Genomic DNA, 25,183 nt, shown 5'->3' on the forward strand with positions numbered 1-25,183 from the left:
CGACCCGGGCCACACCGGGGCACTGGGCGAGCGCAAGCGCAAGGTAGACGGCATTCTGCTTGATGCCGTTGTTCCACATGGTTTCGCCCGCGGCGTGCAGGCCGATCGTGATACCGATCGTCAGTCCTTCTTGCGACGGATTCATGCCTGACACTCCATTGTCCTTATTCGCGGCGCCCGCTCAATTCGTATAGAGCGCAGCCAGCGCTTCGCTGTAAGTCCTCACGTTCTCTTCGGACTCCGGGTCGAGCGTGCGCAGAAATGCGTTGGCCGTCGCGCGATAGGCGGCGAAGTTCTCATCGTGCCCGACGAAAGCCTGATTCATGACGCGCCCGCCTTCCTCGCAATCGAACTCGTGATAGCGATAACCGCAGTTGCCGATCAGATGCGAGTTGTGTACGAGTGGGAAACCGCCATAGAGCGCTTCGTAATAGACGTAGTTCTGCGCGTTCTCCCAGTGATGGCTCACGATCACGTCTACATGATTCGTCACCGCTTCGGCGAACGGGAAACGCCCCTCGAAGGTCGCAATACCGTGACGCACGATATCCAGATCCAGGGCGAAATTGCTGAAGCCCGCGTGCTCTTTCAGGTGAAACGTGTTGTAAACGCTGACCCGTTCAAGCATATCCGCGTTTTCCCGGTGCGCCGTCTCGCACACCAGCATCGGGATGAAGCTCGTCTTCACCATGCAGATGTTGGGCTCGAAGATACCCGCTCGCCAGCGCCGCCTCCCCGGCTGGTATTCGAAGCGCTGTCCCGGATGCTGGCGCGCCATCTCGCGATCAAGCACGAGCGGACTCCACAGATGCGGCATCAAACGCACGGGCGCGCGGAAGGTGCTTTCGTAATACGGCTTGCAACTGCGCTCGTACTCGGCGAGCGTCCATACCTCGTGATATGGCGCCCCGCTGATCAGCAGGCCCTGCGGCTTGTCGAAGATCATGCGCTCGATGTCGATCACATAGTCGTTGCCGACCCGCATCGACACGGTCTTGCCGCCTCGTTCGCGGAACGCCACCACCCAGTCCTTCGCGAGCTGGGCGCTCATTTCGATCATGACATCAAGCTTCGAAGCCGCCTCGTTCATGTCGATGATCGGAACCGGGGCACCCGCGAGAAAGTCCCTCGCGTCGTCGGGCGTCGCATCGGATCCGCCGATCACGAGGTACGTTTCCGACACGATGGGCGAGCGCATCAGCAGCATCACGAGAAAGAGGCAGTTCTGGAAGATGCCGTTTTCCCACATCGACTGGCCGCCGCCCTTGCGCACGAAGATCGATACGCCGACGCGCAAGCCCCGAGCAAGCGGATGAGTGGAAGAAGCAGTCGTCATGCGTGGCCTCCGCCCGAAGCGAAAAACGCGGTGTCGCGACACAGGTGAGCCAGCCTTGCGGCGTATTGCTCGACATTGTGCCCGGCTGTGGGATCAATCGTCCGAAAAAGGCGCTGCGCGCGGGTGCGATACTCCGGCAGCCCGGCGTCGTGCGTTTGCACGGCGCGACGCAACTGCGCGCCGCCCTCTTTCGCGTCGAAGTCCGGGTAGTAGTAGCCCACGTCCTTCAGCCACGGCGAATTGTGGACGAGCGGATAGTCGCCGTAGAGTGCATCGAGGTAGCTGTAATTCTGGCTGTTCCCCCACTGGTGAGCGACCACGGCGTCCGCGAACTGCACCATGAAGCCGACGATGTCGTGCCTGCCGTGGAAAGTCGCGCGATGCGTCTTTACGATATCGAGCGAATTGGCGAGGTAAAGCATGGTCGGATGATCCTTGATGTGCAGCGCATTGAGCACGTGCATCATCTGAATGCAGTCGCGGTCGACGCGATACGCCTCGTCGCACACCAGCATGGGAATGCTGCAGGTTTTCACTACCGAAATATTCGGCTCGAAAATGGCAACACGCCAACCGGCTTGCACTCCCTCCGGAGAAATCTGGCGCGGAACATAGCCATAGCGAAACCCCTTTTCGGCAACCTCGCGCGAGCGCGCCTCCACGAACTGAGGATGCCAGATGAACGGCACCTCGTAAGCGTCGCAACGATGGATCGTGCGCAACATGGGAGCGAGCGCGTCATCCTTCGGCAAATACCAGACCTCGTCACAGCGATCGGGACGCAGTGCGGTAGCCGGCTTGTTGAAGACCACCGCTTCCGCGAGTGCGACAAAGGGCTGACCACAGCAGTGGAACACAACCTTGCGGCCGCGCGCGCGCATGAGATCGGTCCATTTGCTGTCGAGGGCACCCGCCATCTCGATGACGACATCCACTTCGTCAGTCGCGTCTCGCATCGACATGATGCGCAGCCCCAGACCGCCGAGGTCGACCTGGGGCGGCATGGCGCCCTGGTCACCACAGTCGATCAGCACCACGGCCGTAACGAACGGCACGCGCTGCAAGAGTTGCGCGAGAAAGATCACGTTCTGGCCAAGCCCATTGGACCAGATGTTCTGCGATGCGTGCGTGAGCACGGAAATTCCGATTCGCATGTTGGCACCGCTATCGTTCAGGTTGTACCGGACGGAAAAAATTCGCCGGCGGATGCGCGATGCGCGGCAGCACGCGCCGCAAGATCGACAGCGACTTCAGCCAGCACCGGCTCCCACTGCCGGAACTGCTTTTGCCGATACAGCGTGGTATTCGGATACCACGGGTTGTCGCGCCGCTCGAGTTGCCAGACCCAGTGGGGATTCACGTCCAGCAGCACCCATGTCGGCTGGCCGAGCGCACCCGCCAGGTGCGCCGTCGAGGTGCATACCGAAATGACGAGATCGAGAGAATCGACAAACGCGGCGGTGTCGTCGAACGTACGCCATTCACCACTGAAGTCCGCGATTTCGAAACCCGCGGCTCGCGCGTTGGCAACGTCTTCGGCCGCGCCCGGCTGGAGCGAATAAAACGCAACGTCACCGGTCAGCGCGCCGAAATGGGCGGCATAGCACTCGAGCCCAACGCGACGATAAAGATTGCGCTGATGCACGTGACTGCCGGTCCAGACGAGCCCTACCTTCAGCCGCCGCTCTCCGGCAAGCCGTCTTCGCCATTGCGCAGCCGCCTCGGGATCGGACGAGAGATAACGCACTGGACCCGGAATGGCGTCTTCCCTCGTGCCGAACAGCATCGGCAAACTCAGGAGCGATACCTCGCAATCGTAATGCGGCAGATCCGCGATGCCGCCACCGATGGTGCACAGGTCGCAATGCTCGCCGAGACTGCGCTTGAGCAACGCGCCCATCTGCGGAAACGAATTCCACACGAGCTTTCCGCCTTCGCGATGCACGTGTTCGGCAAGCATCGGCACGTAGCGGCAAAATTGCAGCAGATCGCCCATCCCCTGCTCGCCCCAAACCAGCAGCGTGCGGCCGAGAAGCGGTTCGCCCCGCCATTGCGGCCGGGGGAAAACCGGGCGCCCCGATTTCAGTTCGCGCGCGCCCTGCCAGCGGAATTCGTGCCCCACCCAACCAGCGCTGAAATTACCGCGCACCAGCTGGATCGCGGCCAGATTGAACTGCATGGTGGGATCGTTTGGCGCAACTTTGCAGCCTGCACGAGCGGCCTGTTCAGCTTCGTCCCACTGCTGCGCTTCTTTCTTTAGCATCGCGTAGTTGTTCAACGCAAGCTGGTCGTCGGGCGCAAGGGTGACCGCACGTTGCGCCGCCGCTTCGGCGCGCGCGAGCGTCGTTTCGTCTGGCCTGAGTCGCGAAAGATTGATCCAGGCACCCGCATACCCTGGATCGTCGATCACTGCCTGTTCGAGCAAGCCGATGATCTCCGGATTGGCGGGATCGGTTTGCATCAGCGAGACCGCCAGGTTGTTCCGGAGATGATGAAAATCAGGCTTGATTGCGTAGGCAAAGCGGTACGCTTTCAGGGCTTCCGCGTGACGATCGGCATATTGCAGGGCCAATCCCGCCGCAAAATGCGCACCGGCGCGATCCGGCGACAGGCGAGCGACGGCAGCCGTAATGCGGATGGCTTCGTCTACCCTGCCTGCATGGTGTGCGGCATTGACGCCTGCAACCAGCGTATCGTCGTCGAGCGCGCGCAACCCCCTGGTCGTCTCGTCGAGCAACGCGCGCACGGCATCGTCCGAAGCCGGGCGGGTCGCAGCGTCGACAAGATCAATGACGCGTTGCCAGACAAACTGCAGTGAATCACGGAAATCACTTTGCATGATATTTCCAGCGCTCCGCCTGGACACACGCCTCAAAATGTATCAGATGCGAGGTGCAAGCAGAGCGTCGACCAGGTTCTCGAATCAACCTGGCATCAAGGCTGCATCGCGACCTCGACGCGCCGATTGTTCGCGCGCCCCTCTGCCGTATCGTTCGAAGTAACCGTATTGGCACTCCCGCGTCCCACGGCAACGACCTTGTCTGCATTCAGTCCGTGAGCACGCAGATAACTTGCGACAGCATCGGCACGCCGCTGCGACAACGCGAGATTGGCCGTTGCGCGGCCAACCGAATCGGTATAACCGGTCACGGTGACTTGCGAGAAGTGCTTGTCGCCCTGCTCGCCCAACATTTTGTCGAGTACCGTGCGGGCCGCCGGCGTGAGCTCGGCTCGCCCGAAAGCAAAGTACGCGTCGCCCGCAAGAGCCACCGTTTCCGCCTGCGGATGAGCATCGACCACGGCCGGTGCGACCCCGGCAGCCGCCGGTTCGACCGCCTCGGGCTTTCCGCACTGAAACACCATCGAATTCGGATCCGACTTTTCGCGCAATGACTTTGCCGACTCCAATACCGTAACGGGCTTGTCGCCGCAAATGCGGGTAGCCGCATTCATGCAGGTATTGGGGCCGGAAAATAGACCGTGGCAATCGACTTCGAAAGTGCGAAGACCGTTTTGCGGCGTCAGTTCGTTGGCGCTGAACGTCGGGCCCGAGGCGCTGGAGCACGCAGCAAGAGACAAAACACTGAAGAAAAGCGAGACATTGAAGAGTTTCACGAGAACTCCTCCCTTTTGCATCAGAGCGCATGCACGCAGTGCGCCGGAACGACAGCGTACCGGCGTGCGCGCTCTGTTCATCATATAAGAAAGAGCGGCCGCGCTCCCGATATTCCAGAAGAAAACCCGGCCGACGAGAAGCCGGAACCAGGACGAAGCCCGGTTCCGGTCAACAGCGATTACTTCCACTGATACAGCACGCCAGCGCCCACCACGTGCTGGCTGCCGCTAAAGCCGCCGTTCAGCGATGCCTTCAGGTTCTCGGAGATGCGTGCCTGCATGCCGACCGCCACCGCCTCCTGACCGCCGAACGCCGCGGTACCGAGACCCACGCCGAAGTCGGAGTCGCGATCCATCTGCGGAATCGAGGCGACCGCCGCGGTTGCGGCAATGCCCTGACGCGCCATCTGGTCGGTCTGCTGGATCTGCTGCTGCTGCTGCGCAACCTGGTTGCCCAGACTGTTCAGCGACGACGACATCGTCGACGAAACCGCATTCAACTGGTCCACGTTGACGGCATCGGTGCCTTCCGTACCCGGTGCGACGTTCGTGATCTGGCGTTGCTGCGTTGCACTACCGACCGAGACCACGTTCGAGCGCCCGCCGTCCGTCGAATTCGCGCCGACGGCGACGGAGTTCGAACCCGGGGTCACCGTCGGCGCGGCCGCGTTCGGCGCACTCATGTCGGCGGCGATGCCCGTGTTGGACAGCGAGCGCGTCGTGGTGGTGTTGTTATTGACGATCGACGTCGACAGTTGGCTTAACTGATTGTTGATGCTGTTCACGCCGGTCGACAGCGAAGCCACCGAACTGTTCGTCGTGCTCAAGCCGGTCGAGAGCGAACTCAGGCCCGTCGAGGTCGAGGTCGACAGCGACGAAACATTGCTGTTGACGCTCGAAAGCCCCGTCGAGAGCGAATTGATGCTGGTCGACGTCGAGGTGGACAGCGAAGCTACCGTGCTGTTGGTCGTGCTCAGGCCGGTCGAGAGCGAGTTGATGCCCGTGGACAGCGAGCTGACGCTGTTCGCGGTCGAGGTCGAGAGGCTGTTCAACGCCTGGTTCGTCGCGTTGAGCTGGCTGCCGTTGACCGCGTCCGTGCTCGTGGCCGAAAGCTGGCCCGCCGCGACGTTCGTGAGCTGACGCTCGGCACCCGGTGCGCCGATGCTGACGACGCTGGCCGGATTGGAGCCCGCGAACGAGTACGAGAGGCCGCCGATGGTCGCGCTCGTTGTCGGGTTCGGTGCAGCCGTTACCGAACCGCTGCCGAGCGCCACATCGTTCGCATTGTTCGCGACGGCGTTCGTACCGAAAGCCAGCGAACCCACACCTGCCGCCGTCGAGCTGTTGCCGAGCGCCACCGAACCGTCGCCGGAAGCGATGTTCGCGTTGCCGAGAGCAACGGCGCCGTTGCCGGTAGCCGTGTTGTTCGCACCCAGCGCGACAGCGCCCGTCCCCGTGGCGACGTTCGGGTCGCCGATCGCCACCGCACCATCACCGCTCGCCGTGTTGGACGCACCGATCGAAACCGCCTGACCACCGCTGGCCAGTGCGTTCTGACCCACGGCAACCGCGCCGTTCGAGTTGGCGTTGGCACCGTCGCCCACCGCGACGCTGCTCGCGCCGGACGCCGTAGCGTTGGTACCGGAGGCCAGAGAATTGACGCCCGTTGCGCCGTCGTTGTTGTAGTTGCCTTGCTGCGTGCCGTTGTCGTTGACGCTGTAGTAGTGCGTCTTCGCAACGGCAATCGCGGTCGAGGTTGAGGTCGAGAGCGACGTCACGTTGCTGTTGGTCGTGCTCAGGCCGGTCGAGAGCGAGTTGATGCCCGTTGAAGCCGAGGTCGACAGCGAGGCGACGTTGCTGTTGGTGGTGCTCAGGCCGGTTGAAAGCGAGGCTTCCGTCGTCGAGGTGGAGGTCGACAACGAGGCCACGTTGCTGTTGGTCGTGCTCAGGCCGGTTGAGAGCGAGTTGATGCCCGTCGAGGCCGAGGTCGACAGCGACGCCATGTTGCTGTTGGTGGTACTCAGGCCGGTTGAGAGCGAGCCGATGCCGGTCGAAGCCGAGGTCGAGAGCGAGTCCACACTCGTCGACAGCGAACTGATGCCCGTCGAAGCCGACGTCGACAGCGACGCCACGTTGCTGTTGGTCGTGCTCAGGCCAGTCGACAGCGAACTGATGCCCGTCGAGGTCGCGGTCGACAACGAATCCACGCTCGTCGAAACCGAGCTGATGCCCGTGGAAGCAGAGGTCGAGAGCGACGTCACGTTGCTGTTGGTCGTGCTCAGACCCGTCGAAAGCGAAGCCACGTTGCTGTCCGTCGTGCTCAGGCCGGTCGAGAGCGAGCTGATACCCGTCGAGGCCGACGTCGACAAAGAATCCAGCCCCGTCGAGAGCGACGCCACATTGCTATCGGTCGTGCTCAGGCCAGTCGACAGCGAACTGATACCCGTCGACGCTGACGTCGATAGCGAATCCACACTCGTCGAAAGCGAAGCCACGTTGCTGTCCGTCGTGCTCAGGCCGGTCGAGAGCGAGCTGATGCCGGTCGAAGCCGACGTCGACAGCGAATCCAGGCCCGTCGAAAGCGACGCCACATTGCTATCAGTCGTGCTCAGGCCCGTCGAAAGCGAGCTGATGCCGGTCGAGGCCGACGTCGACAGCGAATCCAGACCCGTCGAAAGCGAAGCCACGTTGCTATCCGTCGTGCTCAGGCCGGTCGAAAGCGAGCTGATGCCGGTCGAGGCCGACGTCGACAGCGACGTCACATTGCTATTAGTCGTGCTCAGACCCGTCGACAGCGAATCGATACCCGTCGACGCCGACGTCGACAGTGACGCCACATTGCTGTTGGTCGTGCTCAGACCCGTCGAGAGCGAGTCGATACCCGTCGACGCCGACGTCGACAGCGATGCCACATCGCTGTTCGTCGTGCTCAGGCCCGTCGACAGCGAGTCGATCCCCGTGGAAGCCGACGTCGACAGCGACGTCACATTGCTGTTCGTTGTGCTCAAACCCGTCGAGAGCGAGTCGATGCCGGTCGACGCCGACGTCGACAGCGACGTCACATTGCTATTGGTCGTGCTCAGACCCGTCGAGAGCGAGTCGATGCCGGTCGACGCCGACGTCGACAGCGACGCCACGTTGCTGTTGGTCGTGCTCAGACCCGTTGAGAGCGAACTGATGCCCGTCGAGGTTGCGGTCGACAACGAATCCACGCTCGTCGAAACCGAGCTGATGCCCGTGGAAGCCGAGGTCGACAGCGACGCCACATTACTGTTGGTCGTGCTCAGACCCGACGAGAGCGAACTGATACCCGTCGACGCCGAGGTCGACAGCGACGCCACATTGCTGTTCGTCGTGCTCAGGCCCGTCGAAACCGAGCTGATACCCGTCGACGCCGACGTCGACAGCGACGTCACATTGCTGTTCGTCGTGCTCAGGCCCGTAGAGAGCGAACTGTTGCCCGTCGACAGCGAAGCGATATTGCTGTTGATCGTGCTCAGGCTACCCGAAATCGAGCCGACACCCGAGGACAACGATGCAATGGTGCTATTCGTCGTGCTCAGCCCCGTCGAGAGCGACGTGATGCCCGTCGAAGCCGACGTAGAGAGCGAGTAGAGCTGGCTGCCGTTGATCGCATCCGTACTCGTTGCATTCACTGCACCAGGCGCGACATTCGTCAGCGTCACCGGGGTCGTCGAACCGACCCCGCCCAACGTCACCTTCGTATGGGTTGAATCGTCGTACATCACTGCATTCGACAGACCGGTGGACAACGAGCTGATGCCCGTCGAAGTCGACGTCGACAGCGAAGCGATACCGGACGAAGTCGAGCCCGACAGCGACGCCACGTTGCTGTTGGTCGTGCTCAGGCCCGTCGACAGCGAGCCGATGCCCGTCGACGCCGACGTCGACAGCAAAGCGATACCGGACGAAGCCGAGCTCGATAGCGAAGCCACGTTGCTGTTCGTGGTGCTCAGGCCCGTCGACAGCGAGCCGATGCCCGTCGACGCCGACGTCGACAGCAAAGCGATACCAGACGAAGTCGAGCTCGACAGCGACGCCACGTTGCTGTTCGTCGTGCTCAGACCCGTCGACAGCGAGCCAATGCCCGTCGAAGCGGACGTCGACAGCAAAGCGATACCAGACGAAGTCGAGCTCGACAGCGACGCCACTGCGCTGTTCGTCGTGCTCAGGCCTGTCGACAGCGAGCCAGCCGTCGTCGAGGCGGAGCTCGACAGCGAAGCGATATTGCTGTTGATCGTGCTCAGGCTGCCCGAAATCGAGCCGACACCCGAGGACAACGATGCAACGGTGCTGTTCGTCGTGCTCAGGCCCGTCGAGAGCGACGCCACAGTGCTGTTGGTCGTCGAAACGCCGCTAGACAACGAGGTAACCGTGCTATTGGTCGTACTCAGCCCCGTCGACAACGAACTGATGCCCGTCGAAGCGGACGTCGAGAGCGAAGCGATACCGGTCGAAGCCGAACTCGACAGCGACGTCACGTTGCTGTTCGTCGTGCTCAGCCCCGTCGAGAGCGAGCCGATGCCCGTCGACGCCGAGGTCGACAGTGAAGCGATACCCGACGAAGTCGAACTCGACAGCGACGCCACGTTGCTGTTCGTGGTGCTCAGGCCCGTCGACAGGCTGGCGACATTGCTGTTGGTCGTGCTCAGACCGGTCGACAGCGAGGCCTCCGTCGTCGAGGTGGAGCTCGACAACGATGCAACCTTGCTGCTGGTCGTGCTCAGGCCCGTCGACAGCGAGGCTGCCGTCGTCGAGGTGGAGCTCGACAGCGATGAAACGCTGCTATTGGTCGTGCTCAAACCCGTCGAGAGCGAGCTGATACCCGTCGAAGCCGACGTCGAGAGACTGGTAATGCTCGACACAGTCGTGCTCGCCACGCTATAGAGCTGGCTGCCGTTCACGGCATCGGTACTGGTGGCCGTCACGAGGCCGGCCGCCACATTCTGGATCCGGCGCTCGGAACCCGGCGAGCCGACACTGACCACACCGGCGGCAGAGCTGGTGCCCGCATATCCGCTGAAGGTTTGACCACCGATCGTGGAACTGCCGACCGCGCCTGTACCGCCGGTTGCAGCGCTCGCGGTGCTGGTCGTCGCGGCGTTGGCGCCGAGCGCGACCGAGCCCGCGACCGTGGCGCTCGCCGACGAGCCCAGTGCGACGGCATTGTTTGCCGAAGTCGTCGACGCCGCGCCGAGCGCCACGCCTTCGCTGGCATTCGTGACAAGCGACGAATCGCCAATCGCAACCGACGATGTCCCGCTCGCGGTAGTGGCACGACCCACTGCCGTGGCATCCAGGGCCGTCGCCGCCGCACCCGCGCCGAGCGCCGTTGCATTGGCCGCGCTCGAGGTGCTCGATGCGCCCACGGCGACCGAACCGGCACTACCGGTCGCCGTCGAGCCATCGCCGAATGCCAGTGCATCCGCGCCGGTGGCAAGCGCCGTTGCGTTGAAACTTCCCAGATTGCCAAAAGCGATCGCGCCATTGCCCGTTGCCGTAGCCGAGCTGCCGATTGCAACCGAGCCGTTAGCACCGGTAGCAGTCGCACCATCGCCGACTGCCACCCCGCTGATGGTGGCGGTGCTGCTGTTACCGATCGCGACCGTTCCGGTGCCACTGGCCGAATTGGCGTTACCGATCGCCACAGCGCCGTTGCCCGTCGAGGTGTTGTTTTGCCCCATCGCCACGGCGCCCGTGCCTGTCGCAGCATTCGGGTCGCCGATCGCCACGGCACCATTGCCGCTGGCAACATTGGCTGTTCCGATCGAGACGGCCTGGCCGCCGCTTGCCGACGCACCCGTGCCGATTGCCACGGCGTTCGCCGCACCAGCGCTCGCACCATCGCCAATCGCGATTGTGTTGGTTCCCGTGGCAGACGCAAGCGGTCCCATCGCCACAGCATCCGCCCCTGACGCATTCGTGCCAGTACCAATTGCCGTGGCACCCGCTGCGCTGGCAGTGGCATAGCTGCCCAGCGCCATCGTATCGCCACTGCCCGTGGCACTAGCTCCGTATCCGATGGAGACGTCGTCCGAACCGCTTGCGGTAGAGGTAGCGCCCATCGCGATTGCGCTGGTTCCCGTGGCATTCGACAGCGTGCCGAAGGCGAGCGAATCCGTGCCCGACGCCGTCGTTTGCGCGCCAAAGGCAAAGGAGCCCTGGCCCGAAGCCGTTGCATTGATACCCATCGCAACAGAGCTCACGCCCTGGGCTTGAGCTCCCCAGCCGATGGCAGTGGCGCCCAGGCCCGTTGCAGAACTGCCGCAGCCCACGGCCAGGGTATTCATACCCAGTGCGGCCGTCCCTTGGGATGCCGTATCCACAGTGGCTGCGGTAACCGTTACCTGACCCAGCGTCTGCGCACCGGTAAAGTCATTAATCCCGGCTGCCTGCCCAGACCCTACGTTTGACGCGACGCCCCACGTCGTAGCCGTCGTTTGCTGGCCAAATCCGTACAGGCCACCGGTGTAACTCGCACCGGTTCCGTAAACTGAGCTCGCAGTCAACGGATTGACCATGCCGCATGTATCCGATGCGCCCACGAGCGCGACACCATTCATGGATGCGGTGGTGTAGCCGCCGCCCAGCAACTGGCTATCGAAGCTGTTCGAGACATTCGAGTTCGCACTCGACACCCCGGTGTTGTTCGCAATAACGCCGGCTTGCGCCGCGAAGGGAAAGACCGCGCCAGCCAGAGAGACAACCAGCAGCGCAGCGGAGGATATCGCCTTGAGCACGCCGGGAAAGCCTTCCCGGCTCTGAACCGCGCGTCCCGTTCGTCCGCCCGCGCAATAGCCTTTAGCCAACTCCGATGCGACAATCCAGGCGTTTCTCGCACGGCTCCAGACAATTCGATAATGACTATTCATGACCACTCACCTACAGATTTCTATCGTTACGATCTGCCAACCTGATAGCGCTTTCGAAACTGCCAGCGCTTTTCTGCGCTACAAAACGCTTAGTTGTCCCAATTTCCCGGTCTAGTTCTTCGCTTTGATGCCCCGGACCAAACATCGATGACGTGCTTCAAGGCACGCCACGCCAAAACCCTGCAACCCAACCGCTCCGGCCTCGATGGCCATTCGCGCATCCTGCTCGCCCTCGACTTTCTCAACGACCACCATCGGCGCAAGAGCCCGGCACAGCGACACCATGTTGCGCAATACCTGCGCATCCTCGACCGACTCTCGGGCACGGTGCAGATAGCTTCCGTCGACCTTGATCACATCCGGCTTCACGGCGCGCGCAAACGCGATACTGCTGTGGCCCGCACCGAAGTCATCCAGCGCGATTTGACAGCCCAACGCCTTGAGGCGCCGAACAAAAGCCACCGCAACATCAAAGTCAGGAAGCGGCGCGGTTTCCGTGATTTCAATCGTGAGGCGGCCCGCCACGTCCGGCTGGGCCGCAAGGCGATCGACCACGCGCCCCCAGAAGCTGTCGAGCATCACGCTGCAGGCGGACACATTGCAGCCAAGCCGCGCGTTGGGGCGCTGCTCCAGTTCGTTCAGTGCCGCCAGGACGACCGCGCGGTCCAGCATGCGGACGAGGCCCAGTCGCTCGAGCGCCGGGATGAAAGTCGCCGGACCGCTGCTCGCGGCAAAATCCGAAACGCGCAGCAACCCTTCTGCGTAAAGCTCCACGCCAGCCCGGTCATGACGCATCACCGGCTGGAACTCAAGACAGATTTGCCCGGCATTCAACGCCTCGACCAGGGCGACTGCCTGCGCCATGCTGCGTTTGTAGTCGAGGCACCATCCCGCACCGAACTGCGGCAACGGCAATTGGGGCGACAAAGCGTCGAGATGATCCAGCGCCTCCGGGTAGCAAAAGCCGCTACCGACGGGCCCCAGACGACTCGATTCCACCGATCTCACCGTGACGACCGGAAGAGCGGTACCCCCCTCGAATTCAAACAGAACGGCCGCCAACTCCAACTGCCAGTTTTCTACGCGTCGAGCGAAGTCGGAGGGATCGTCCGCTGTGAACGTGGCCGCCCCCGTCATGAACATGGCCAGAAAAACGCCCGGTCGCAGATCCACCACCAACGCACCCCATAGTCGAACGCGCTGTTGCAGCGTCTGGATGGCTTCGTCGGCGAACGCGTCACCATAGACCGTGCTCAGATGCACATGGTTGTGCATCTCGACCAGCACGTATCGAGTTTCCATAGCCAAGGCATTCGAGGCCTTGTGCGGATTAACTCTGGATACCGGGCTGGCACCTTGAGAGGAGGGAGTGATCAGACGCATGATGAACCGTCAACGCGACAACGAGAGCCACAGTTGAGCTTTTCGTTAAAGTGAGCGGATTAAACACTTCGACGCGTTGCCGGACTTTTGAATAGCGGACTAATGTTCTTGTTTTTCCCCGGATGACTTAATTTAACAATTCGAATATGACCCAGCGCACATAACTCCGTGGGAGAATCAAAAGTTAATAAACGTTGGTTCATGTCGACTGGAAATCGTAAACAGCGGATGGCGTCGGCAACCGAAGAGCGGTTCTGGTCTGATATCGCCACACTGCCCGAAGCGGATACCCATCTCGCTCAAAGCCCCATCCCGTAAGGCCTACAGGCCTTTCATACGGTCGGACTGTTCGCCGCGCTGCGCGCGCCACAGGCCATTCGGTGGTAATTCCGCGTTACATCAGACAAAGCCGACGACCGGCGAAAAAGTGTTAACTATCCAGTCTGTCTGATATGCTGAAAGCATGCGGGCCGGACGGAATGAATAATGAAGGAAACACTTCATTTGTTTGTCACAAGATTGCTAAAACGAAAGCATTCCGGCAGCCTTTATCTACTAATACATTAGCAATCCATACTATTACGGGGAATCTCCTGGCATAGCCTTCTCCCGATCACTCCCATCATTTCTCCTATCCGTTCGGGAGATGCCCAATGTCAGCGGCAAGTACCATTACGCAATCGATGACCGGCGTTAAGCATTTGCTCTTCTGGAGAGTCTTCGTAGGTGAGGCTTCGGAAGCCGCTTTCCAGCAGCACCATTTGACGATGACTCGCTCATCGCTGCGGATCGCCTTGCTTGCCGGCCCCGCGCTCTTCCTGGCGTTCTCTTTCTCAGACTTTGAAATTCTGGGCTTCGCGCCTCTTACGTTGTTTCTTCTGCTGGTACGCCTATCGTTCGCCTGGATTGCAGTGTGCTGCTTCTACGCCCTCAGGCGTTGGCCGGATTCAATCCTGACACCCAGGATCGTGGCAACCATCATCGCGGCCGGTGGAATGACGATATTCATGATCATCACGTGGTCGTTGCCGGGCCAATTCCTGCGGCATGCGATGTCGATGTGCGCGCTGTTGATGCTGATGTACTTCTTCGTGCCCAACCGGTTTGCAATCTCAGCGGCCATTGCACTCATCGCGAGCGTAGTCTTTGTACTGATTGCCGTGAAGCAACGAGAGATCGGTCGATCCGATGGGCCTGCCCTGATGATACTGGTCCTGATCAACGGCTTTGGCCTGGTGGTGGCAGCGCGCTTGGAAGGGCATCTGCGCGAAATGTTCCGCAATCAGGTGACGATGAAACATCAGGCAGAGGCTCTCAACCAGGCATTGCGTTACTCGGAGGACTTGAACCGGCAAAAGGTCGAGACCATCGGTTATATCGGACACGACCTCCGTGCCCCGCTTTCGACGATCAGCATGTATTCGAAACGGCTGATCCACCATGCTCACGACAAACAGGTCCCGCTCATCCGTGCAATCGAGCGTAGTGTCGGCTACCAGCTCAGCCTGATTGAAGAACTGCTGGAATACACAAAGGCCGAACTGAAGCCGCTTGATATCAAGCCGGTACCCACCGACATTTCGGCACTGCTGCTCGACGTCGCGGAATTTTCCTCGGCACTGTGTTCACGGCAGGACAATGAATTTCGCTTTCAGTTGCAAACCACCCTGCCGGTGCTTGTGGAATGCGACGGGCGGCGCTTGCAACAGGTCCTGCTCAACCTACTTTCCAATGCCGCGAAATTTACCCGTGAGGGCACCGTGACGCTTGCCGTCCATCTCGTGCCTTCCGTGCAGGGACTCGGCATTGGCTTTGAGGTCTCGGATACCGGAATCGGCATCGATCTATCGCAACACGCCGACATCTTTGACGCGTTTCGGCAGGTTAAGGAAACCGGCGGCGGGACGGGATTGGGACTCTTCATCGCACGTAGCATTGTCAATGCCATGGGCAGCGAGCTTCGGGTAGCGAGCACGCTGGGATGCGGGACTACGTTCTACTTCGAACTGACGGTCCTCGTGCTCAAATCGGAAACGGAACCGCAGCCTCACGTCCCTGGCGCAACGGCAATCGTCTCCGATGCAGTTCGGATAGCTGAGGAAAAGCGGGTTCATATGAGCCGCCCGCCCGTAGCCGATCTTGACGAACTGGCAAAGCTTGCAAAACAGGGAAGCCTGACCGACATCGAACAGTGGATCGCCCGGTTCTCCGGGACCGGGCAGTATCCGGCCTTCACCAGCGAAGTGCAGGAATGCCTTCTTCAACTCGATTTTCATGGAATCGTCGGCCTGGCCACGACGTCCGAACCGCGAACCACCGACCACTAGGCACAGCTGATCCGACAACGCAGCGCTGCGTCGCTAACGCCCAGTCAACATCGACTACCGATCGTTAGCTAGGGTTCGGAGCTTGAGTAAAATGAAAAATACCGACACATCATTCTTCCTCGATTTTTCGGGGTCTGCCCTCTCGATCTTGCTCGTCGACGATCAACCGATTGTCGGCGAGGTGATACGTCGTGCATTGCGTACGGAGCATGACATTGCCCTGCATGTTTGCACGAATGCACACGAGGCCATGAGCATGGCCCGGGAAGTCAAGCCGTCGCTGATCTTGCAGGATCTCATCATGCCGGGGATCGATGGCCTCGATCTTGTCCGCGCGTGGCGAGCCGCTCCCGAAACAGCGCGGGTACCGATTATCGTTTTGTCGGCAAAAGAAGAGCCTGTCGTCAAACGCGCAGCGTTTATCGCGGGCGCGAACGATTATCTTGTGAAGTTGCCCGACACCATCGAGTTAACCGCACGGATTCGATACCATTCGCATTCCTATCTGGTTGCACGCCAGCGCGACGAGGCACTCGACTTTCTCTCGCATGACATGCGCTCGCCGCAGACGTCGATTCTTGCGCTTCTCGACACCTACCGCAGGGAACACGGCGAACTCCCCGCACCGCTGGCGCGCATAGACGCGCACGCGCGACGGGCGCTCGCCCTTGCCGACAGCTTCATTCATCTGACCCGCGCCCAGTCACAGCAGGACGAACGAGGAGCCGTCTTTCTCAAGGAGATCGTTCTGGATGCAGTGGATCAACTATGGGAAAAAGCCGCCGCACTTGGGAATCGGATCGTCGCACCCCTGCCTGACATCGAAGATAAAATCTTCGGAGACCGTATGATGTTGACGCGCGCAATATCCAACCTGATCGATAACGCACTCAAATACGGACCGCCCGGAGCAAGCGTGCACTGCACGCTGCGCGACGATGGCAATGCGTGGGTCATCGGCGTGGAAGACGCGGGAAACGGTATCGCACTGGACCAGCGCGAAGCGGCAACCCGGTCGTTCGTACAGTTCGGGCCGGGACACAGTCGGACCCGCGATGGCTTTGGTCTCGGGTTGGCGTTCGTCTGCACGGCAGCAGCGCGGCATCACGGCCAGATTGTGATGGGCGATACCGAACGCGGTTTCAGCGTTGCACTGCGCCTACCCAAGCAGTCGGGCTGACCACGCTGCGGTTCATGCGCACACCACGGTAATTCTTCCCTCTGCCTCGGCGCCTCGGTCTCGAAGGGCTGCGCACCAATCATGGGCAGACAAAAAGCCGGTATAGCGGCGCTCAATTACACCCTCCGTCTCCCCCGATTCATTCCGCCAGTGCCGCGCGTCGGCGCCGTCACAGCCGCCCGGCCCGGCGCTCGCGCGCACCGGGCCGTCACGGCTTTACGCTTTGTGCGAGGATGAATCGCAATCCGGGATACGTGCGTCGCGCATGGTCCCGACGCGATGCACGCCGCATCACGCAGTCGCCCCACGTCCGCCAACCGCGCAACCCGATCACGAAACCCGATGACGACCCCGCTCCGATTGAATCACCGGTCCGCGAAGCGCACGGCCATGTCCGCCGGCACGCCTTGCACGTCGCAGGAGGCCCGCACGGTGCCCGACAGGCGAGCCTGGGTGCTAACGCTGGCGCTGCTCGCAGCGACGCTGGCCGGCTGCGTCTCGCTTGCGCCGAACTACGAGCAACCGCCGCTGCCCGTGCCCGAGACCTTCCCTGCAAGCGGCGCGGCCAACGGAAGCGAAAGCGCCCTGAGCGCCACCACCGTGGGCTGGAAGGACTACTTCACCGATCCGGTGCTGCAAGGCCTGATTGGCGACGCCCTCGAATACAACCGGGATCTGCAGCTGGCGATCCAGCGCGTCGAAGAAGCACGCGCGCTGTATGGCATCCGCCGCGCGGACCAGTTCCCCACCCTCGGCGTCGAAGCCGATCTCGCGCGAGCGCGCGTGCCGGCGCAACTTTCGGGTTACGGGCGTCCCGTGACGGCCTCGCAATATCAGGTGGGCGTCGGCCTCGCCAGTTGGGAACTCGACTTCTGGGGCCGCGTGGCCAATCTCAAGGAAGCCGCGCTGCAGAACTATCTCGCCAGCGACGCCGCCCGCCAGGCCGTCACGCTCACGCTCGTCGAGCAGGTCGCGAACAGTTACCTCAGCCTGCGCGAACTCGACGAACGCATCATGCTCACGCAGGAAACCATCGCGAGCCGAGAAAAGTCGTATCGCATCTTCAAGCGCCGTCACGAAGTGGGCGCGATCTCGAAGCTCGATCTCAAGCAGGTCGAAACGCTCTGGCGCCAGGCCGTCGCGCTCGGCGCGCAGTTGCAGCAGGAGCGCGCCATCCGCGTGAACGCATTGCAGGTGCTGGTCGGCAAGCCCGTCGATCTGCCGCACGAAGACATCCGCCTCGACGACGCCGCCGTAATGAGCGACCTCCCGCCGGGCCTGCCCTCCGATCTGCTGACGAACCGCCCCGATATCGTCGCGGCCGAGTACCAGTTGCGCGCCGCCAACGCCAACATCGGCGCGGCGCGCGCGGAGTTCTTCCCGAAGATCACGCTCACCGGCTCGTTCGGTACGGCGAGTACGCAGCTCTCCGATCTCTTCACCGGGCCGAGCCGCGCCTGGAACTTCGGGCCGAGCGTTTCGCTGCCGATCTTCGACATGGGGCGCCGCGAGTCGAATCTCGAAGTCGCCAAGGCACAGCGCGACCAGGCCGTGACCTCTTACGAGCTCGCCATCCAGTCGGCGTTCCGCGACGTGGCCGACGCGCTGGCCGCGCGCCAGTGGCTCGCCGATCAGGTGGACGCACTGCGCGCGACCGTGGAGGCGCAAGCCGAGCGCGCGCGCCTCGCCCAGCTGCGCTACGACCACGGCGCCTCGCCTTTCCTCGAAGTGCTCGACGCGCAACGCGATCTGCTCGCCGCGCAGCAGGAGTTCGTGCAGACGCGCCGCGCGCTGCTGTCGAGCCGTGTCTCGCTCTACGCCGCGCTGGGCGGCGGCGGCTTCGCCACCAGCGCGCCGGGTACCGAAACATCGCGCAGCGCGCCGGCGGGAGCCGCCGCCGTGGACGTCATCGCGCCGGAAATCGCCGCGCCCGGGACCGGTACGCCCAGCGCGGCGCCGATTCCGAAAGCGCCGCCGTCCATGCCCGCCGCCGCACCGAAAAATCCCTGATTCCGAGGTTCCCGTCATGCAGATCTTCGCCCGTAAATGGATCCCCGCCGTCATCGTGATCGCCGTCGCGGCGGGCGGCTATTTCGGCTGGCGCTATTTTGCGGATCGCGGTCCGGGCGCCGGCTTCGTCAGCGGCAACGGCCGCATCGAGGCCACCGAGATCGACGTCGCCACCAAGCTCGCGGGCCGCGTACAGGACGTGCTCGTGCAGGAGGGCGACTTCGTGAGCGCCGGGCAGACGCTCGCGCACATGCAGATCGACACGTTGCAGGCGCAACGCAGCGAGGCCACGGCGCAACATCAGCAGGCCGTGAACACCGACGCCAGCGCCAAGGCGCAGATCGCCCTGCGCGAAAGCGATCAGCGTGCCGCGGAGGCCAGTGTCGCGCAACGCGAGAGCGAGCTCGACGCGGCACGCCGCCGTCTTGCCCGCTCCGAAACGCTGTCGAAGGAAGGGGCCTCGTCGATGCAGGAGCTCGACGACGACCGCGCGCGCGTGCGCAGCGCGCAGGCTGCCGTGGCCGCCGCGAAGGCGCAGGTCGCCGCGGCGGCGGCGGCCGTGACCGCGGCGCGCGCGCAGCAGACCGGCGCGGAATCCGCTGTCGCGGCCGCGCAGGCCACCATCGACCGCGTCCAGGCCGACATTCAGGACAGCGACCTGAAGGCACCGCGCGCGGGCCGCGTGCAATATCGCGTGGCGCAGCCGGGCGAAGTGCTCGGCGCGGGCGGCAAGGTCCTCAACATGGTCGATCTTTCGGATGTCTATATGACTTTCTTCCTGCCCGAGCAGGCGGCCGGCCGCGTGGCCCTGGGCCAGGACGTGCACATCGTCCTCGACGCCGCGCCGCAGTGGGTGATCCCCGCCAAGGTCACGTTCGTCTCGGCCACCGCGCAGTTCACGCCGAAGACGGTCGAAACACAAAGCGAGCGCCAGAAGCTCATGTTCCGCGTGAAGGCGCAGATCGACCGGGACCTCCTGCAAAAGCACCTGAAGTACGTGAAGACCGGATTACCGGGCGTGGCGTGGGTCAAGCTCGACGCCAATGAAGACTGGCCGGCCAACCTCCAGGTGAAGGTGCCCTGATGAGCGAGGCCGCAGTCCGCATCGAACACGTCAGCCTGCATTACGGCAAGACCGTCGCGCTGCGCGACGTGACCCAGGACGTGCCCGCCGGGCTGATGGTGGGCCTGATCGGCCCCGACGGCGTCGGCAAGTCGAGCCTGCTCGCGCTCGTGGCCGGCTCGCGCGCGGTCCAGGAAGGCACGGTGTGGGTGCTGGGCGGCGACATGTCGAGCAAGAAGCATCGCGACGACGTCTGCCCGCGCATCGCCTATATGCCGCAGGGTCTCGGCAAGAACCTCTACCCCACCCTGTCGGTCGAGGAAAACCTGCAGTTCTTCGGCCGCCTGTTCGGCCACGGCGAAGCCGAACGGCGCCGCCGCATCGACGCGCTCACGCGCAGCACCGGCCTCGATCCGTTTCTCGCGCGGCCCGCGGGCAAGCTCTCGGGCGGCATGAAGCAAAAGCTCGGCCTGTGCTGTGCGCTGATCCACGACCCCGACCTGCTGATCCTCGACGAGCCCACCACGGGCGTCGATCCGCTCGCGCGCGCGCAGTTCTGGGACCTCATCAACGGCATCCGCAAGGAACGGCCCTCGATGACCGTGATCGTTGCGACCGCCTACATGGACGAGGCGCAGCGCTTCGACTGGCTGATCGCGATGGACGACGGCGCCATTCTCGCCACCGGCACGCCTGCGGAGCTCCTCGGCCGCACGCACACGGAATCGCTCGAAGAGGCCTTCATCGCGCTCTTGCCCGAAGCGAAGACGCGCGGCCACGAGCCCGTCGAATTCGTGCCGCTTCAAGCCGACGAGCATGCGGAGATCGCCATCAAGGCGGAGGACCTGACGATGCGCTTCGGCGACTTCGTCGCGGTCGATCACGTGAGCTTTCGCATCCGGCGTGGCGAGATTTTCGGCTTTCTCGGCTCGAACGGCTGCGGCAAGTCCACGACCATGAAGATGCTGACCGGCCTGTTGCCCGCGAGCGAAGGCAAGGCCTGGTTGTTCGGCCACGAAGTCGATCCGCGCGACCTCGACACGCGGCGGCGCGTCGGCTACATGTCGCAGGCGTTTTCGCTGTACGGCGAACTCACGGTGCGCCAGAACCTCGTGCTGCACGCGCGGCTCTTTCACGTGCCCGAGGCCGACATTCCCGCACGCGTGGACGAGATGGTCGAGCGCTTCGATCTTGCCGAGGTGCTCGACACGCTGCCCGCGAGCCTGCCGCTCGGCGTGCGCCAGCGGCTCTCGCTCGCGGTGGCGATGGTGCACCGGCCCGAGCTGCTGATACTCGACGAGCCCACCTCGGGCGTCGACCCGGTCGCGCGCGACAACTTCTGGCGCCTGCTCATCGCGCTCGCCCGCGAGGATCAGGTGACGATCTTCATCTCCACTCACTTCATGAACGAGGCGGCGCGCTGCGACCGCATCTCGCTGATGCACGCAGGCCGCGTGCTGGTGAGCGACACGCCCGCCGCCATCACGGAAAAGCGCGGTGCGGCGACGCTCGAAGAAGCCTTTATCGCCTACCTCGTCGATGCGGGGGCCGGCACCGAGGCGAGCGCGACCACGGAACTCTCGGCGCTTGCGGAAAATCCCGACGCGCTCGCGCATCCCGCACCACACCGCGGCTTCAGCTTCCAGCGCGCTTATAGCTACATGTGGCGCGAGGCGCTCGAACTGCGCCGCGACCCGGTGCGCGCGACGCTCGCGCTCGCGGGATCGCTGCTTCTGCTCTTCGTGATGGGTTTTGGCATCAGCATGGACGTGGAGGACCTGCGCTTCGCGGTGCTGGACCACGACCAGACTTCGCTTTCGCACAACTACGAGCTCAACCTCGCGGGCTCGCGCTACTTCATCGAGCGGCCGCCCATCTCGAACTACGCGGAGATGGACAAGCGCATGCGCAGCGGCGAACTCGCGCTCGCCCTCGAGATTCCGCCTGGCTTCGCGCGCGACGTGGCGCGCGGCAAGGCGGTGCAGATCGGCGTCTGGATCGACGGCGCGATGCCGCAGCGCGCGGAAACGGTGCGCGGCTACGTGATGGGCATGCATCAGGGCTGGCTGCTCGAACAGGCGAAGTTGCGCCTCGGCGCCGACGCGCACGCACCCGTCTCGGTCGAAACACGCTTTCGCTACAACCCCGACGTGCGCAGCCTGCCCGCCATGGTGCCCGCCGTCATTCCGGTCCTGCTGCTCATGATGCCCGCCATGCTCACGGCGCTCGCCGTGGTGCGCGAGAAGGAGCTCGGCTCGATCATCAACCTCTACGTGACGCCGGTGACACGGCTCGAATTCCTGCTCGGCAAGCAGGCACCCTACGTACTGCTCGCGATGCTGAACTTCGTGCTGATGGTGCTGCTCGCCATCACCTTGTTCGGTGTACCAATCAAAGGCAGCTTTCCGACGCTGGCCGGCGCTGCGGTGCTCTATTGCCTGTGCGCGACCGCCATCGGCTTGCTCGCCTCTACTTTCACGAACAGCCAGATCGCCGCGCTGTTCTTCACGATGATCGGCACGATGGTCCCCGCGGTGCAGTTTGCCGGCCTGCTGAACCCGGTCTCGTCGCTGGAAGGCGCCGGGCGCGTGATCGGCCAGATCTATCCGGCCAGCTATATGCTCACGATCAGCCGCGGCGTCTTCAACAAGGCCCTGCACTTCGGCGACCTGTACGAGTCGATCTGGCCGCTCGCCCTCGCCACGCCCATCGTGCTCGGCCTGACCGTCGCGTTGCTCAAGAAGCAGGAGACGTGAGATGCGCCGACACCTCGCCAACGTTTACCGCCTCGGCGTGAAAGAGCTCTGGAGCCTCGCGCGCGATCCCATGCTGCTGATCCTCATCGTGTTCTCGTTTACGGCGATGATCTACTCGTCGGCCAGCTCGCGCCCCGAAACGTTGCACAAGGCACCGATCGCCGTGATCGACAACGATGTTTCGCCGCTCTCGCAGCGTCTCATCCAGGCGTTCTTCCCGCCGCACTTCCTCGCACCGAAACTCGTCACGCCCGACGAAGCCGACAAGGGCATGGACGCCGGCAACTACACCTTCGTCCTCAACATCCCCCCTAACCTGCAGCGCGACGTGCTCGCGGGGCGTGCCGCCGAAGTCCAGCTCAACGTGGACGCGACACGCATGAGCCAGGCCTTCACGGGCAGCAGTTATATCCAGCAGATCACTAACGACGAAGTGACGGAGTTCGTGAACCGCTACCGCGCGCCCATCGAGTCGCCCGTCGATCTTGCGGTGCGCATGCGCTTCAATCCCAATCTCACGCAGTCGTGGTTCGGCGCGCTCATGGAGATCATCAACAACGTGACGATGCTCTCGATCATCCTCACGGGCGCGGCGCTGATCCGCGAGCGCGAGCACGGCACCATCGAGCACTTGCTGGTGATGCCGGTGACGCCCACCGAAATCATGCTCGCCAAGGTCTGGTCGATGGGGATCGTGGTGCTGGTGGCCGCGGCGCTCTCGCTCACCTTCGTCGTGCGCGGCGCGCTGCACGTGCCGGTGGAAGGGTCGGTGGCGCTCTTTCTGGCGGGCGCGGCGCTGCACCTGTTCGCCACCACGTCGATGGGCATCTTCATGGCCACGCTCGCGCGCAGCATGCCGCAGTTCGGCATGCTGCTGGTGCTGGTGCTGCTGCCGCTGCAAATGCTCTCGGGCGGCAGTACGCCGCGCGAGAGCATGCCGCAGTTCGTGCAGGACATCATGCTCGTCGCCCCCACCACGCACTTCGTGGAGCTGGGCCAGGCGATCCTGTTCCGGGGCGCCGGCATTTCGGTCGTGTGGCAGCCGTTTCTTTGGCTCGCCGTGATCGGCAGCGTGCTGTTCGCGTTCTCGCTCGTGCGTTTTCGCAAAACGCTCAGCCAGATGGCGTGAACCGTGTGGTCTGCGGAGCGGTGATGAAACCGCGCCAACGCCGGCAGGCTAGCGTGCATGAGGGGTGCGTCAGGCAACCGTTCAGCCCCGCAGCGTGCCAACCCGCCCGCGCAGCCCGGGGTTGACACGAATCGCCGGCTAGCGGCTATCCGCCGCTCCCAGCGCTCCGGCACCGGCGCCATCGTGGTTCGCCATGTCGTCGGTCGCGCTGCCCTGGAGAGGCGCGTAGCGATAGCATCCCAGCACGCCGAACAGTATCGCGGTCACGACGGTGGCGGCAGCGAGCCCGTAGAGCGCCTGAGACCACGACCCAGTCTCGCTGCGCAGATAGCCGATGGCGGCGGTGCCTCCCGCGGCCCCGAGCTGAAAAACGGCAAATACGGAGCCAAACAGCGAACCGAGCGCACGCGGCCCGCAATAGCGGCGCAGCGCGTAACCGAGCACGCTGAATTCGGCGCCCACCATGACGCCGATGAAGACGGCACAAGGCGCTGCCGACAGGCCCGACGCGCCGCCCGCATAAAGCAGCATCGCACCGGCGCCGCACAGCGCCAGCACCGGCATCACGAGCTTCACGGGCACGCGATCGAGCAGCCAGCCGATCGCCAGCCGCGCGACGAGCGTCGCCACGCCCACCACTGACTGCAACGTCACGGCGACGGCAATGCTCGATCCGTTGTCGACCAGAATGGCAACCTGGTTGACCAGCACGGCGGTACTGCAGCCGCCCAGCAGCAGGAACGCGAGCGCGATCTTCCAGAACGACGCATCGAGCCATGCCTGCGCGAGCGTCAGGCCGGGCGCCACGGCCGCGCCGGCCGCCCGGTCGTGCTGCGTCGCGGGCCGGGCGCGTTCGTGAACGAAGTACCACGCGCAGGGCCAGGCGACGACGACCGACAACACGCCGATCACGACATAGGCGGCCCGCCAGCCGAAGTGAGCGGCCGTCGCGCCGATGAGCGCCGGCAACAACACGGCCCCCACGCCGATCCCCACGTTCGCCACGCCGATGGCCAGCCCAAGCCGCTGCTCGAACCATCCCGAGACCACCTTGATATAACCTGAAGGCCAGACGCCGAAGCCTAGCAGCGGCACCAGCACCCACAGGAGATAGAACTGCCGGATATCGCCCGAGAGCTGGGACAGCATCGCGTAACCGGCCCCGTAGAGCGGGATCGAAACGAGAATGATGCGGCGCGCGCCGAGGCGGTCCACGAGCATGCCCTGAATCGGCGAAGCGACCATGACGGCGATCGAGATCAGCGTCGCGGCCAGCGCGATAGCGCCGAAGCCCCAGCCGAACGCGCGATGCAGATACGGGACGAATACGCCGAAGCACAGAACGGTAGTGGTGCTCGCGCCGACCGAGAGCGCGGCCGCTGCACCGAACGTGCTGCGCCAGCCGGGATTGAGGCGCCCATCGGGCGCGCGCAGCCTTTCCTGCGGGGGGCAGCCGTCCGGCGCCGCGTGATGGTGTTTCATGTCTCCTCC

13 protein-coding genes and 2 pseudogenes are annotated in these 25,183 nt (G+C 63.4%); 6 read left to right on the forward strand and 9 right to left on the reverse strand.

What is annotated here, in order from left to right; all coding sequences use genetic code 11:
• From U5760_RS17915 to U5760_RS17945, 8 genes and pseudogenes are all read right to left on the reverse strand, one after another.
• The coding region (locus tag U5760_RS17915; RefSeq protein ID WP_322013880.1) for a DUF2827 family protein at positions 1-145 on the reverse strand (145 nt) is incomplete at its 3' end.
• Between the two features lie 36 nt (positions 146-181).
• Positions 182-1,336, reverse strand: a complete 1,155-nt coding sequence (locus U5760_RS17920) for a DUF2827 domain-containing protein (RefSeq protein WP_322013618.1) — start codon at positions 1,334-1,336, stop codon at positions 182-184.
• The gene (locus tag U5760_RS17925; RefSeq protein WP_322013619.1) at positions 1,333-2,490 is read right to left on the reverse strand and encodes a DUF2827 domain-containing protein; all 1,158 of its coding nucleotides are present in this window, start codon (positions 2,488-2,490) and stop codon (positions 1,333-1,335) included. Before U5760_RS17925 ends, U5760_RS17920 begins: the two co-directional genes overlap by 4 nt.
• Positions 2,491-2,507: 17 nt before the next feature.
• Positions 2,508-4,202 carry a hypothetical protein gene (locus tag U5760_RS17930; protein ID WP_415914133.1) on the reverse strand — a complete coding sequence of 565 codons (1,695 nt, stop codon included), beginning with the start codon at positions 4,200-4,202 and terminating at the stop codon, positions 2,508-2,510.
• A gap of 68 nt (positions 4,203-4,270) precedes the next feature.
• Entirely contained in the window at positions 4,271-4,951 is a 681-nt protein-coding gene (locus tag U5760_RS17935) for an OmpA family protein (RefSeq protein ID WP_322013621.1), read from the reverse strand.
• 179 nt (positions 4,952-5,130) lie between these two features.
• Positions 5,131-11,265 (reverse strand): annotated as a pseudogene (locus U5760_RS17940) (YadA-like family protein); the annotation flags it as partial.
• Positions 11,266-11,748: 483 nt separating this feature from the next.
• Positions 11,749-11,844, reverse strand: a pseudogene (locus tag U5760_RS31685) (ESPR-type extended signal peptide-containing protein); the annotation flags it as partial.
• 111 nt (positions 11,845-11,955) lie between these two features.
• Positions 11,956-13,227: an EAL domain-containing protein gene (locus tag U5760_RS17945; RefSeq protein WP_322013624.1), complete on the reverse strand. Its 1,272-nt coding sequence runs from the start codon at positions 13,225-13,227 to the stop codon at positions 11,956-11,958.
• Between the two features lie 653 nt (positions 13,228-13,880).
• On the opposite strand from U5760_RS17945, the gene U5760_RS17950 reads away from it, so the two are divergent.
• The 6 genes from U5760_RS17950 (at position 13,881) to U5760_RS17975 (ending at position 23,692) form a co-directional block, all read left to right on the forward strand.
• Positions 13,881-15,554 carry a HAMP domain-containing sensor histidine kinase gene (locus tag U5760_RS17950; protein WP_322013625.1) on the forward strand — a complete coding sequence of 558 codons (1,674 nt, stop codon included), beginning with the start codon at positions 13,881-13,883 and terminating at the stop codon, positions 15,552-15,554.
• A gap of 91 nt (positions 15,555-15,645) precedes the next feature.
• Complete coding sequence (locus U5760_RS17955; protein ID WP_322013627.1) at positions 15,646-16,734, forward strand: hybrid sensor histidine kinase/response regulator; 1,089 nt, start codon at positions 15,646-15,648, stop codon at positions 16,732-16,734.
• Positions 16,735-17,076: 342 nt separating this feature from the next.
• Entirely contained in the window at positions 17,077-18,744 is a 1,668-nt protein-coding gene (locus tag U5760_RS17960) for an efflux transporter outer membrane subunit (RefSeq protein ID WP_322013629.1), read from the forward strand.
• A 16-nt stretch (positions 18,745-18,760) separates the two neighbouring features.
• Positions 18,761-19,828 carry an HlyD family secretion protein gene (locus U5760_RS17965; protein WP_322013630.1) on the forward strand — a complete coding sequence of 356 codons (1,068 nt, stop codon included), beginning with the start codon at positions 18,761-18,763 and terminating at the stop codon, positions 19,826-19,828.
• Entirely contained in the window at positions 19,828-22,563 is a 2,736-nt protein-coding gene (gene rbbA / locus U5760_RS17970; RefSeq protein WP_322013632.1) for a ribosome-associated ATPase/putative transporter RbbA, read from the forward strand. Before U5760_RS17965 ends, rbbA begins: the two co-directional genes overlap by 1 nt.
• A gap of 1 nt (position 22,564) precedes the next feature.
• Complete coding sequence (locus U5760_RS17975) at positions 22,565-23,692, forward strand: ABC transporter permease (protein WP_322013633.1); 1,128 nt, start codon at positions 22,565-22,567, stop codon at positions 23,690-23,692.
• Between the two features lie 138 nt (positions 23,693-23,830).
• Here U5760_RS17975 and U5760_RS17980 read toward each other — a convergent pair whose 3' ends face one another.
• A complete protein-coding gene (locus U5760_RS17980; protein WP_322013634.1) occupies positions 23,831-25,174 on the reverse strand; it encodes an MFS transporter in 1,344 nt (447 codons plus the stop codon).
• Between the last annotated feature and the right edge of the window lie 9 nt (positions 25,175-25,183).

The organism is Paraburkholderia sp. J12, from assembly GCF_905220215.1.
Lineage (GTDB): Bacteria > Pseudomonadota > Gammaproteobacteria > Burkholderiales > Burkholderiaceae > Paraburkholderia.

Coding starts and splice junctions, on each gene's coding strand:
- U5760_RS17920 (WP_322013618.1), bottom strand. CDS start 1,336: ATGACGACTGCTTCTTCCACTCATCCGCTTGCTCGGGGCTTGCGCGTC.
- U5760_RS17925 (WP_322013619.1), bottom strand. CDS start 2,490: ATGCGAATCGGAATTTCCGTGCTCACGCACGCATCGCAGAACATCTGG.
- U5760_RS17945 (WP_322013624.1), bottom strand. CDS start 13,227: ATGCGTCTGATCACTCCCTCCTCTCAAGGTGCCAGCCCGGTATCCAGA.
- U5760_RS17950 (WP_322013625.1), top strand. CDS start 13,881: ATGTCAGCGGCAAGTACCATTACGCAATCGATGACCGGCGTTAAGCAT.
- U5760_RS17955 (WP_322013627.1), top strand. CDS start 15,646: ATGAAAAATACCGACACATCATTCTTCCTCGATTTTTCGGGGTCTGCC.
- U5760_RS17960 (WP_322013629.1), top strand. CDS start 17,077: ATGACGACCCCGCTCCGATTGAATCACCGGTCCGCGAAGCGCACGGCC.
- U5760_RS17965 (WP_322013630.1), top strand. CDS start 18,761: ATGCAGATCTTCGCCCGTAAATGGATCCCCGCCGTCATCGTGATCGCC.
- rbbA (WP_322013632.1), top strand. CDS start 19,828: ATGAGCGAGGCCGCAGTCCGCATCGAACACGTCAGCCTGCATTACGGC.
- U5760_RS17975 (WP_322013633.1), top strand. CDS start 22,565: ATGCGCCGACACCTCGCCAACGTTTACCGCCTCGGCGTGAAAGAGCTC.
- U5760_RS17980 (WP_322013634.1), bottom strand. CDS start 25,174: ATGAAACACCATCACGCGGCGCCGGACGGCTGCCCCCCGCAGGAAAGG.